Below are 11,691 nucleotides of genomic sequence, written 5' to 3'. Positions count from 1 at the left end.
TCCAATTTATTATTTGGCTGGTGGCAGCAATACTTTGTTGATTACGTGAATGATACCATTTGAAGTGGGGATAGTAGCCAATATTTCGGCATCATTTACCATGATCTTATCTCCTTTTTTGCTGATTTTTATTTTTTGTCCATTTACCTCTTCAAACTGTTGTCCGTCCTGCAGTATTGTAGTACTTAAAGAACCAACATAAGTATGATACTCAAGAATATTGCTTAAATCATTTTTCTTTTCAGGCTTCAACAATTCGTCAACTGTACCTTTAGGCAACTCATCAAAAGCAGCATTTGTAGGAGCAAAAACGGTAAATGGCCCGGCATTGCTCAATGCATCCACCAATCCGGCAGCCTTAACAGCCGCAACCAGCGTAGTGTGATCTTTGCTTTTTACTGCCGTTTGCACAATATTAGGATTCGAGGTATTATCAATTACCCCCGATTGCCCAACCGATTCGGTTGGAGCAGTGCTTTCCATATTGTTTCCAGCTTGTTTTTGGGGAGCATCGCAGGCGATCATGCCCGCAGAAATAGCAATTAATAAGAAAGTTTTTTTCATTGTAAAATTAGTTTTCCCCAAAACTATCTTAATAGTTACTAACAGCTTATGATTTACATCATGTTTTGATATTTGACTACGAGAATTTTGGGGAAAAGAACGGGCATATACAAAAAGCCGAATCAACAATTGCTAAACAAAGGAAAAAATATAAATAACGATACAAGGAAGATGTATAGTCGCTATTACACCTTTATCATAAGGCACGAACAAGGTGCAAATCGTTGTCTCCTCAACTATTAACGGGTTACTTCATCAATCAGGTAAAAAATAGATCTGAAATTAATTCCGCTCGATTTTTCCAAACCGATTTCACAAGTTCTGCTGGTTGAATAGCCTTCGTTACAGTTTGCCGGGATTTGATCTTTTAAGTTTCGTAATCCATAATCATTTAGCTCAGGAACGAGAAAACCCCTGTCTCCTGCAAAACCACAACAATTACTTTCGATAACGGTAACCTTTTCAGCACACCATTTTGACAATAAAACAAGCTGTTCCATTTTTCCAATTTTTTTAACCGAACAAACCGGGAATACAGTTACAGTACTTTTCTTTTTCTTGATGGTTAAATTCGGCAAAACGAAGTCCAGCATAAATTGGATAGGATCCACGATTTTCAAAGGAGCCGTGAATTCCTCTTTCGAATGATAAAAACATGGACTCATATCATATAAAATGGGATATTTTCCATTCTCTGAAACTTTCAACAGGTCGGCTTCGAGTGCCTTTGATTGAGTATGATTAGCTTCTGCAAATCCCTTACTGGAAAAAGGCATGCCACAGCAATGAGCATCCAAAGATTCGGGATAAATTATAGAAAACCCTGCTCGAACAAGCAACCTATGGGTTAGTTCCGTTAGCTGCAGATCATCAGCATCCTGAAACTTGTTTTTCCCCATACTTCTGTTTATGCAAGAAGGAAAGTAAACTACTTTTAAATCGGCTGTTGTATTCATCTTAGTTCTTTTTTCTGAAAGTGTTTTGTTTTTAATCGGCCATCAATCCCGATAACTATCGGGATGCTTAATTAATCTTCATGTCCGTTAGTGGGTTTAATTTTTGCGGGTTTTATATTTATTTTAACAGCACCTTTAGGCATTTCAGGTATCCATTTAGGCACTTTACCAAAAGTGATAACATGAACGAATTTCGACATTGCTGTCATGATAGAGGTTCCAAGGATAGAATGAAATACTTTTACAATTTTTAAACCGACACGCAGAACAGCCGTAGTTTCAGCCATATGAGAGGCAATATAAGCAGCCGTCTTTTTATCGCTGTTTTCAAGTCTTTCGGCCCGCCACCGTTTTACATATTTGCCTGTATCAATTTTCACAGGACAAGCCAATGCACAAAGACCATCAGTAGCGCAAGTTTGATCCACTTGGTAAACTGCATCTTTTTTAATTTCGGCTAATCTTTGCGCATCTTCATTCGTACTTTCCAATCGGCTGATTTCACGGGCTATTACTATACGTTGACGAGGCGATAGAGTCAACCCTTCAGAAACGCAATGAGGTTCACAAAACCCACATTCCATGCACTTATCGATGATGGAATCGGCTTCAGGTAACGGTTTAAGGTTTTTAAGATGCACTTTGGGGTCACCATTAATTAAAACGCCCGGATTGATTTTACTCTTAGGGTCGAAAATCATTTTAATGCGTTTCATAATTCTATAGGCTTCATTCCCCCACTCTTTTTCAACAAACGGCGCCATATTTCGCCCTGTACCGTGTTCTGCTTTTAAAGATCCATCAAATTGGTCGACCACCAAAACAGCCAATTCCATCATTAGGTTTTCATAGCGGTCAATTTCGGTTTGCGTTGAAAAATCCTGAGAGAAAACAAAATGCAGATTACCTTCCAGTGCATGTCCAAACAAAACGGCATCATCATATTGGTATTTTGCAAATAGATCTTGTAAGGCTATACATGCGTCTGCGAGCTTAGGAAGAGGAAACGCAATGTCTTCAATAATTACTGTTGTTCCATTTTTCCTAAGTGCACCCACAGTAGGCAATAAGCCTTTGCGAGCAGCCCAGTTAAAATTATATTGTACAGGGTCACTAGTAAATTCATATTCCGAAAAAGTAGGAATTGACTCAATTGCGGAACGAATTTGCCGTTGTTTTTGATTGAGATTAGCCTGATCATTATCACGGCACTCAATCAATAAAGCACATGCTAATTCAGGCAAAGTTTTGAAATACGCTGGCGCAAGAGGATCCTGTTCAACCGAGCGAATAGATTTTCGATCCAATAATTCAACGGCTGAAACTGGACTTGATTTTAATAAAGCGGTAGCATTACAGGCATCATAAATACTGTTAAAAATAACCAGGGAACATGCTTTGTATTTTTCGTCGGTTACAGTATTTAGAGTAACGTTTGAGATAAATGCCAAAGTCCCCTCTGAGCCTACCATTAAATGCTTAATGATTTCAATAGGGTCTTCATAATCAACCAATGCATTAATGCTGTAGCCAGTGGTGTTTTTTATTTTAAATTTATTTTTGATACGATAGAAAAGTGCTTCATTGCCTTTGATCTCATCTCTCATCGCTTCAATCTCTTTGATCAACGCAGCATTTGAATTCTTAAAAGCCTGAACACTTTGGGCGTCTGCGGTATCCAAAACTGTTCCGTCATTCATTACGATTCTGATATCAGCGATTGTTTGGTAGCTGTTTTGAGCAATGCCGCAACACATTCCACTGGCATTATTGGCAACGATCCCACCAATCATTGCCGCGCCTATTGATGCCGGATCGGGGCCAATTTTTAACCCTAGTGGAGCCAGAATATTATTAGCTGAGGCCCCAACAATCCCAGGCTCTAGTTTGATCTTTTCATTATTAGAAAAAATCTCGTAGCGTTTCCAGCCATGAGTAGCCACAACCAATACTGAATCGGAAATAGCCTGTCCGGATAAACTGGTTCCGGCTGCGCGGAAGGTCAACGCAATGTCCAATTTCTTAGCTTCCTTAATAATCCCAATAACTTCAGACTCATTACGCACGAGAACCACAATTTTTGGAATGAGCCTGTAAAAGCTGGCGTCCGTTCCGTAAGCCAGCGTTTGCAAAGAACTGGTCAGGATTCGTTTGGAGTCAATAAAATTGGATATTGCCTCTTTAAATTTCTGATATGCAGGAGCTAGCATAATGCTTATGTTTTATAAATTATTTTCCGAAGAAGTATACCATTAAACCGGCAACTATAATGTAAAAAATAGCGTAAGGTAGGGCTTTTTTCATAATATCCCCTTCTTTCCCTTGTTGATGACATGCAGAAGTTGCAATGATGATACTTTGCGGTGATATAATTTTTCCACCGGTTGCTCCTACTGTATTTGCGGCAGCAAGCCAACTGGGTTTTTCACCGATTTGCTGTGCCACGCTGGCTTGAAGTTTTCCGAATAAAATATTAGATGAAGTATCACTGCCCGTTAGAAATGCACCTAAGCAACCTATTGCAGGAGCAAACAATGGGTAAAACGCACCTGTTGCAGTGGCTAATGCCAATCCTAGTACGGCAACCATTCCGGATAGATCCATAATGGTAGATAATGCAATAAGAGATATAACCGTAATATAGGTTTTCTTCAAACTAAGGATGGTTCTCCCAAGCTCTTTCATTAAATCACCAAAGGAGGCTCCTTGGAGTAGTCCGCCAATTACTGAGCCTAAAAAGAGTAAAAAACCACCGTCAGTAAGCCAATATATTTTAACTGTTTTAACGGAGTTGTTAATTGTCAGGTTGATAGGGGTTGCACTAATTGACTGAAGAAAAGCTCTAAACTGACCAAACAATGGACTTGTGCCTATAATTAAAATTAAAATTAAGCCATAAACCGCCCATGCATTTATAATTTTCTGTGTGCTGATGCTTTCGGCATCATTGCCTGAATCTTTTTTGGGAGCTGTTAATTTGCCCCAAATAACAATCACAATTATAGAGGCAATACTACCTAATACAGCCGGAGTTTCTACACCAATATAAATAACGGAATAATATTGCACCACAATGGATACTCCACCTACCACTATACTTAAGAATATGTTTTTAGGCAATGCTTTTAAGCTCGAATCAGTTAAGAATACGATTATAAAAGGAATTAGCAACATTAAAGGAATCAACTGGAATACCACTTCGCTTCCCAACTGTTGAAGATTTGCATGCCCAATTTCAACAGCAATAGCTTTAACCGGAACTCCAACAGCTCCAAATGCAGTGGGAACACTATTGGAAAGGAGACTTACCAGTGCTGAAAACAGCGGTTTATAACCCAATCCTATTAGAATGGCCGCAGGAATGGCAACGGCAGTGCCAAAACCCGCCATCCCTTCCAATAATCCACCAAAACCCCAGGTAAGCAATAAAACCTGAATGCATTTATCTGAGGATATGTTTGAAAACTGATGTTTTAGCACATCCATTTTTTTTGTAAAAAGCAACACATTATAACTATAAATAGCCATAATAATGATTAAGATAATGGGAAATAGTGCTTTTAATGCGCCAAAAACAATGGAAAGGCCAATCGACCCTAAAGAGAATTTAAATCCCAAAAGAGAAAGGGCTGCGGTTGTAATTAAAGCAATCAGAGCACTTTTGTCACCAGGAACTTTTAAAAATCCAAGCATAACGATTAACATTAAAACCGGGATTAAGGCTAGAAAAATAGTGAGATAATCCATAAGTGGTATGTTGAGTTTGTCGTGGTCGTTGCTATAGTTAATTTAACGTTTATTAATGATAATTAGAACTGCTTGTTTTTCGTTCCAGTTAATTAATAAAACACATCTTTTTGATAACCAATAATTTACACGCAACACCTGTTAACATTAGCTTTCCTTCCAACAGCTAGCGTTAAGCCAGAAAATCGGGTGATTGATCAGTCAGCGGCTTTTTGCTTTATAAAGGATTTTATTTTGAAAGATCAGTGGATTCTGCAATTAAAAGCCGCAGAAAACTGCATTAAAGCAAATTTAATTTATATTTAAGCCATCTTTCTATATACACAGTTCATGCTCAAAGAAGAACGTCAAAATTTTATAATCAAGCAGATCAACCTCCACAATAAGGTACTGTCGGCTGACCTAAGCCGTTTATTGAATGTATCTGAAGATACCATCAGAAGAGACTTAAATGAACTTTCTGAATTAGGCCAGATTATTAAGGTTCATGGCGGAGCGCTTTCCAAATCGTTTCACTTCCCATTTGCAGATGGCGAAACCTATGCAAAAGATGCCAAGAAAATCATTGCCAAAAAGGCTGTAGGCTTAATTGAAGACGGCATGGTTGTTTTAGCCGGTGGTGGCACCACAATGATTGAGATAGCCAGAGCAATTCCAAAGCACCTGAAATGTACCTTTTTTACCATTAGTCCATTAGTGGCTTTAGAGCTCGTTGAAAACACCAATAGTGATGTAATCCTCATTGGAGGACAGCTTTCACCGAGCGCACACATCAGTATTGGTTCACAGGTAATTAACCAGTTATCTGAAATTAATGTCGATCTGTGCTTTTTGGGAACGAATGGTCTTTCAGTGGAAAACGGAATTACTGATTCGGATTGGGAAGCAGTACAGGTTAAAAAGGCCATGTTAAAGGCTTCACGCAAAACTGCTATTGTTACCATTGGAGAAAAGTTGGAAACGACTCAAAATCTGAAAGTTTGTGGATTAAACGCAATTCATTACCTGATCACTGATTTAGTCACTAATAGCCAGTCGCTTTTAGGCTATCATAAATATATTGAAGTGATTTAGATGTTAATAGAGAGTAATTGCTAAATTGTTTTATTGTTAAATTGAAAGGACTCGTTCTAACAATAAAACAATTTAACCATTTATCGTTCTCTCATTTCTTTCTTAAACACACTCATCTATTAAATAAACAATCGACTCATAATTTTTCCCAACAGCATCTGACATGGCCATCTCACAGGTTTTAGCCGATGAGAAATAACCTTCGAACTTAACATCCTTTACATCTCCTGCTTCTTGCGCTGTTGCCGAATGGGTTAACTCCGGAAATAGAAATCCCCTATCCCCAGCCATACCACAACATCCGACATGCATAGGAACTGTCACCTGATTGGATAACTTCTCGGCAATTTTTCTGAATTTACCTTCAATACCCATTTTATAAGTAGAACAAACCGGGTGAAGCACCACATTGTTCTTTTTATTCCTTACTTCTACTTTTGGAAGAACGTAATCAGCGATATAATCGATGCTATCCAGAATATTGATCGAGTCGAATCGTTTTTTATTCTCATCGGTTAACACAGGGCGACAGTCATGCAAGGTGTGTGTACAAGATGTAATATCTAATACCACCGGCAATTTGCCGCCAAGTGTCCATTTCCAAAGTAATTCAATGGTTTGGTTTGAATTGTATTCGTAAGCTTTGGAAAAACCTTTTGATGAATATATCTGACCACAACAAGAGTTTTGAACTCCATCTGGAATCAATAAATTTATACCTGCTTTTTGGGAAACACTGATAATCGTTTCAATTGTACTTTTCTTACCATCAGCAGAACCACCCATTACACGTGAAATGCAGGTGGGGAAATAAACTACGTTTACCGATTGCTCCTTTTCTCTTAAATCAGGCGTTATAAACTGCGAAAATGCAGGAGCAGGCACTATTTGGTTTGACCATAAAGGAACGGCTGGAACCAATTTCCTCAACGATTCCGTAATATTTCTTGTTGTATTTTCACCGAATACCTTGTTCAACCTAACACCGGCACGCAGGCCAAGTGCTACAATTTGGGCTACAAAGCCAATTTTTTTAGCCACCCATAATGCGACATTATTTGAAAATTCGCCATGATTTTCGCGGCGCAGGCGCTTAATTAACATGCCGGTATTAATATCAACAGGACAAGCAGTTGCACACATCCCATCAACCGCACAAGTATCCATTCCATCGTACTGATACTGGCTAAGCAGTTGTTGATGCGCTTTTTTATCTCCTTTATTTTGTAAAGCCGCCAACTCACGGCGAACCACAATACGCTGACGAGGAGTTAATGTTAGATTACGGCTTGGGCATTTATGCTCACAATATCCGCATTCAATACATTTATCTACCTCTTCTTCTACCTGCGGAAGATCTTTCAGGTTTTTAATATGAGCCTTTTTATCATCGTTGATGATCACTCCTGGGTTTAATAACTGACGTGGATCAATAATGAGTTTCAGCTCTCTCATAATTGTATAGAGCTCGATCCCCCATTCTGTTTCTACAAATGGAGCCATATTCCTGCCCGTTCCGTGCTCCGCCTTTAGAGTTCCATCATACTTTTTAACCACCAGCTCAACAACCTCATTCAAAAAACTGTCGTAACGGGCAATTTCCGTGGCAGAATCAAATGCCTGGGTAACAACGAAGTGTATGTTACCATCTTTAGCATGTCCGAAAATGATGGCATTATGATAATTGTATTTGGCAAAGAGTTGTTGAAGATCGAGGATGGCATCCCCCAGTTTTTCAACCGGAAAAGCAACATCTTCTAATATTACCGTTGTTCCACTTGCCCGTACAGCTCCGACCGCCGGGAACATCCCTTTGCGAAGTTTCCATAAGAAATCCTGCTCAGCAGCATCACGCGTGAAATGTGGCTGATTAACCAGACTAAGGTTTGACGAAAGGTTTAAAAACTGCTGAACTTTTGCCTGCAGCTCCTCTTCGGTATTCCCTTGATACTCGACCAGTAAAGCCGCCGCCTGTTCCGGCAATGACTTTAAGAGATCAGGAACGCCCATAATGTGTTCAATAGAACGCAACGAAGCACGATCCATCAGCTCTACTGCTTCCGCTCCTGAAATTGTTAATGGAACAATGGCACTGCAGGCATCATATATCGATGGAAAATAGATCAGCGCCGTGGCTTTCATCGGATAATCAGCAATGGTATTTAATACTGCCTCCGAAATAAACCCTAAAGTTCCTTCGGCTCCAATTAAAAGATGGGCCAATATATCCAGCGGTTCATCATAATCAATAAACGAATTGACTGAATACCCCACTGTATTTTTTGTTTTGTATTTACGTCTGATCAGCTGCTGTAGCTCTTCATTATTTAAAATCCGCTCTCGTAAAGAGGCAATTTTATAATAAACTGCAGCACATTCAAGTTGAAACCGTTTGTAATCTTCAGGGTTTTCCGTAGAAAACACCTTACCGTTAGGCAAAATAAAGCGAATGTATTTGGTGGTATGGTATGAATTATTCACCACTCCGCAACACATTCCGCTTGAATTATTTGAAAGAATCCCACCCATCATCGCTGAGTTAATGCTCGATGGATCGGGCCCTATTTTCTTCTTGTATTTTTTTAAATGAGCGTTTACCAAAGCCCCAGTAATACCGGGCTGTACACGAACTTTGTCTCCATTCTCTTCTACGATAATCTTATTCCAAAATTGGCTAAGATCAACCAAAATACCATCCGTAACTGATTGCCCCGAAAGGCTTGTCCCTGCAGTCCTAAAGGTTAAAGGAATTGCATTCTCGTGTGAAAACACAAACAGATCCTGTATTTCCTTTTCCGAAACCGGCAATACTACTGCTTTAGGCTGAAGATGGTAAAATCCTGCATCGGCAGCATAAGCTACCAAATCAATCAGACGGGTTTTAATTCTGTTTGCAGGTAAAATTGAAGTTAATCGTTGACCGATTTCCATAGATAAATGTCTGTACAGGCGATGGCAGATTTAAGCAATTACTCTTTCAGCAACTTCTTTGGGTGCTTCAAATAATTGTCCCGAAGCGCTTTTACTTGTAACGAATAAAAGCACATAAGTTATCAGTGCATTAATAACGATCAGTTCAAAACCAATAGTGTAACCAAACCAAGCAACTGCATTTTTATCAACTAGAAACGACAATGCTGGAGAAAGGATACAAATAAATGGAACCAGTTTATCATTTACTAAACGCTTTGTGATCATTCCAAAGGAGAACAATCCCAAAAGCGGTCCGTAGGTGTAACCGGCGGCTTTGAAGATAGCATTTACCACTGACTCGTCATTAATTATTTTGAAAACCAATACCACCAGCAGCATTAATACTGAAAAACCTATGTGTACTGCATGTCTTGCCATCACCAATTTTGCATTATTCTGATCTTTGTTCTTTGCAAAACCCAGAAAATCAACGCAAAAAGAAGTAGTGAGCGCCGTTAAAGCCGAATCGGTAGTTGCAAAGGTAGCAGCCGTTAAGCCGAGCATAAAAATAATGGCAGGTATAACATTCAAATGGTTTAAAGCTATTTCAGGGAATAGGTGATCGGCAGTACCCAATGCAGCTACATCGATGTTATTAGAAGCTGCAAACTGATACAACAAAGCTCCCACACTTAAAAAGAAGATATTCATCACCACAAAAACCCCGGTAAATGTTAGCATGTTCTTCTTCGCTTCACCAATATTCTTGCAGCTAAGGTTTTTTTGCATCAAATCCTGATCGAGACCCACCATTGCAATGGTCACAAAAATTCCACCTAAAAACTGTTTAATGAAATGATTCTTACTGCTCATAAAATCTTCCCAGAAGAAAATTTTAGAGTAAGAGCTATGTTTTACTGCTTCAAAGGTTTGTAAAGCATCCAGATTAAGGCTTTTGGCTATAAAGTAGATTGATAACAGTACCGATGAAAGTAAGAATACCGTTTGAAGCGTATCAGTAATAATGATGGTTTTTAAGCCGCCCTTGAAGGTATATGACCAAATGAGCAGCAAACAAATAGCGATGGTAACACCGAATGGTACGTGCCATGCATCAAAGATAAAACGTTGCAAAACGATAACCACGAGGTATAAACGAAATGCAGAGCCAATAGTACGCGAAACCAGAAAGATCATCGCCCCTGATTTATAACTCCAAAAACCAAAACGTTGTTCGAGGTAGGTATAAATAGAAATAAGGTTAATACGGTAATATAAAGGCAACAGCACTGTAGAAATCAACACAAAGCCCACCGCATTACCCAGTACAAACTGAAAATATCCGAAGCCACTATTATGAACAGCTCCCGGAACCGATATGAATGTCACACCTGAAAGAGCCGTACCAATCATTCCAAAGGCTACGAAATACCATTTAGAATTACGGTTGGCAATAAAGAAGTTTGAATTATCAGATGAACCTTTAGAGGTAACAAAAGAAACTACAATTAACAGGACAAAATAGCCTATTAAGAACGAGAAAAGGACTATTGGGGACATTTTGGTTTAATTGACAATCTAAAAAACAACTTATTTACCTGCTACCTGTGCACTTTCAATGGCTTTTCTAACACTTCCATGTTGCTCTAAAAGTTGCGAAGCGGTTTCGGCATCAATACCGGTTTCTTTCATAATAATCTTCACACCTCGTTTGTACAGCTTCTGGTTGGTAAATTGCATGTCGACCATTTTATTTCCCTTTACCCTGCCCAATTGAATCATTACCGAAGTGGTAATCATATTCAGTACAAGTTTTTGAGCTGTTCCTGATTTCATACGGGTTGAACCGGTAACAAATTCAGGCCCTACCACTACTTCAACAGGATACTGAGCCTCAGCAGCCACTTTGCTTCCTGAATTACACACAATGCAACCAGTAGCAATGCCAACTTGATTAGCAGCATGTAAGCCGCCGATCACATAAGGAGTTGTACCAGAGGCAGCAATGCCAACCACAATGTCCTTTGAGTTTATGTTGTACTTATTTAAATCGAGCCAGGCCTGATCAACATTATCTTCGGCAAATTCAACTGCTTTGCGAATGGCTACATCGCCACCGGCAATAATGCCAATTACCCAACTGTCGGGCACACCAAATGTTGGTGGACATTCAGAAGCGTCTAACACACCTAAACGTCCGCTGGTGCCTGCGCCAATATAAAACAATCGGCCTCCGGCTTTCATCTTCTGTACAATAATAGCTGCCAACTTCTCAATTTGTGGAATTGCCTTTTGCACTGCATCCGGAACCGTTCTGTCTTCATTGTTAATGTTTACCAAAATCTCGTTTAAAGACATGGTTTCCAAATGATTATAGTTCGAATCTTTCTCTGTCGTAATTTCCATTGAGCACTTTATTTTTAAACTCTAATAATCA

8 protein-coding genes are annotated in these 11,691 nt (G+C 39.2%); 1 reads left to right on the top strand and 7 read right to left on the bottom strand.

Annotation, left to right across the window (positions count from 1 at the left end):
* Nucleotides 1-9: 9 nt before the first annotated feature.
* The 4 genes from NF867_RS15580 to NF867_RS15565 form a co-directional block, all read right to left on the bottom strand.
* Nucleotides 10-564 carry a fasciclin domain-containing protein gene (locus tag NF867_RS15580; protein ID WP_252589309.1) on the bottom strand — a complete coding sequence of 185 codons (555 nt, stop codon included), beginning with the start codon at nt 562-564 and terminating at the stop codon, nt 10-12.
* Between the two features lie 239 nt (nt 565-803).
* Nucleotides 804-1,520: a heterodisulfide reductase-related iron-sulfur binding cluster gene (locus tag NF867_RS15575; protein WP_252589308.1), complete on the bottom strand. Its 717-nt coding sequence runs from the start codon at nt 1,518-1,520 to the stop codon at nt 804-806.
* A gap of 71 nt (nt 1,521-1,591) precedes the next feature.
* The gene (locus NF867_RS15570) at nt 1,592-3,730 is read right to left on the bottom strand and encodes an FAD-binding and (Fe-S)-binding domain-containing protein (RefSeq protein ID WP_252589307.1); all 2,139 of its coding nucleotides are present in this window, start codon (nt 3,728-3,730) and stop codon (nt 1,592-1,594) included.
* 19 nt (nt 3,731-3,749) lie between these two features.
* On the bottom strand, nt 3,750-5,267 hold the full coding sequence (locus NF867_RS15565) for an L-lactate permease (RefSeq protein WP_256471430.1): 1,518 nt from the start codon (nt 5,265-5,267) through the stop codon (nt 3,750-3,752).
* A 330-nt stretch (nt 5,268-5,597) separates the two neighbouring features.
* Here NF867_RS15565 and NF867_RS15560 point away from each other — a divergent pair, with 330 nt between their 5' ends.
* A complete protein-coding gene (locus tag NF867_RS15560) occupies nt 5,598-6,341 on the top strand; it encodes a DeoR/GlpR family DNA-binding transcription regulator (protein ID WP_252589305.1) in 744 nt (247 codons plus the stop codon).
* A gap of 102 nt (nt 6,342-6,443) precedes the next feature.
* Here the strand turns inward: NF867_RS15560 and NF867_RS15555 are convergent, their stop codons facing one another.
* Genes NF867_RS15555 through murQ form a run of 3 tightly spaced genes read right to left on the bottom strand, consistent with a single transcriptional unit; the run spans nt 6,444 to nt 11,660 of the window.
* Complete coding sequence (locus NF867_RS15555) at nt 6,444-9,272, bottom strand: FAD-binding and (Fe-S)-binding domain-containing protein (RefSeq protein WP_252589304.1); 2,829 nt, start codon at nt 9,270-9,272, stop codon at nt 6,444-6,446.
* A gap of 30 nt (nt 9,273-9,302) precedes the next feature.
* Complete coding sequence (locus NF867_RS15550) at nt 9,303-10,814, bottom strand: sodium:solute symporter (protein WP_252589303.1); 1,512 nt, start codon at nt 10,812-10,814, stop codon at nt 9,303-9,305.
* Nucleotides 10,815-10,844: 30 nt separating this feature from the next.
* Nucleotides 10,845-11,660 (bottom strand): N-acetylmuramic acid 6-phosphate etherase, encoded by an 816-nt coding sequence (gene murQ / locus NF867_RS15545; protein WP_252589302.1) that lies wholly within the window; start codon nt 11,658-11,660, stop codon nt 10,845-10,847.
* Between the last annotated feature and the right edge of the window lie 31 nt (nt 11,661-11,691).

The organism is Solitalea agri, from assembly GCF_023914155.1.
GTDB lineage: Bacteria > Bacteroidota > Bacteroidia > Sphingobacteriales > Sphingobacteriaceae > Solitalea > Solitalea agri.
This window is presented reverse-complemented; position numbering and strand designations above follow the sequence as displayed.

Bases quoted from the DNA above. Each gene is read 5' to 3' on its own strand.
- NF867_RS15580 (WP_252589309.1), bottom strand. From the start codon at position 564: ATGAAAAAAACTTTCTTATTAATTGCTATTTCTGCGGGCATGATCGCC.
- NF867_RS15575 (WP_252589308.1), bottom strand. From the start codon at position 1,520: ATGAATACAACAGCCGATTTAAAAGTAGTTTACTTTCCTTCTTGCATA.
- NF867_RS15570 (WP_252589307.1), bottom strand. From the start codon at position 3,730: ATGCTAGCTCCTGCATATCAGAAATTTAAAGAGGCAATATCCAATTTT.
- NF867_RS15565 (WP_256471430.1), bottom strand. From the start codon at position 5,267: ATGGATTATCTCACTATTTTTCTAGCCTTAATCCCGGTTTTAATGTTA.
- NF867_RS15560 (WP_252589305.1), top strand. From the start codon at position 5,598: ATGCTCAAAGAAGAACGTCAAAATTTTATAATCAAGCAGATCAACCTC.
- NF867_RS15555 (WP_252589304.1), bottom strand. From the start codon at position 9,272: ATGGAAATCGGTCAACGATTAACTTCAATTTTACCTGCAAACAGAATT.
- NF867_RS15550 (WP_252589303.1), bottom strand. From the start codon at position 10,814: ATGTCCCCAATAGTCCTTTTCTCGTTCTTAATAGGCTATTTTGTCCTG.
- murQ (WP_252589302.1), bottom strand. From the start codon at position 11,660: ATGGAAATTACGACAGAGAAAGATTCGAACTATAATCATTTGGAAACC.